This window comes from Arthrobacter sp. C152 (genome assembly GCF_054890965.1).
Genome location: NZ_JBTZSU010000109.1, coordinates 1 through 464, shown reverse-complemented (window position 1 = coordinate 464; position 464 = coordinate 1). Strand labels below are relative to the sequence as shown.

1 pseudogene is annotated in these 464 nt (G+C 72.8%); it reads right to left on the bottom strand.

Going from position 1 to position 464, the window contains the following annotated elements:
* A pseudogene (locus tag ACYSM9_RS21930) lies at nucleotides 1-464 on the bottom strand (HNH endonuclease); the annotation flags it as partial.

Below are 464 nucleotides of genomic sequence, written 5' to 3'. Positions count from 1 at the left end.
GGCGGGAAGAGCCTGGCCTTGGAGTCCATCGCCACCAGTTCCCCGGTGCCGGGGGCGGTGTAGAGGCGGCGGAGGAAGAGATCCAGCTCTTGCACGCCGGCGTCACTCTTGCCGGCGTCATTTCGGGCGGCGCCGGCTGTGGCTGCGTCTGCTGTGCCGTTTTTGCCGGTGAGGGCGAGTGTTCGGGCGGTTGCTGCGGGGATGGTGCCGTAGCCGGGGAGGCGTGCGGGTTCGGCGTCGGCCTGGAGGAGGGTGCGGTCGGTCATGACGAGCTGGATCTCCACCCCGCTGATGCCGCCCGGGGTGCCGGTGAGGCGTTCGACCAGGGTGTCGGCCATGACCTGCCCCCGCGACCGGTCATCCCCGGCCGAGCGTGCGGCGTCGGCGTCCCGGGCGAGGGCGGCGTAGGCGGCGACGCCCTCGGCGACGGGCAGCAGCGCGGTCAGGTAGGCCATGGTGTCCGG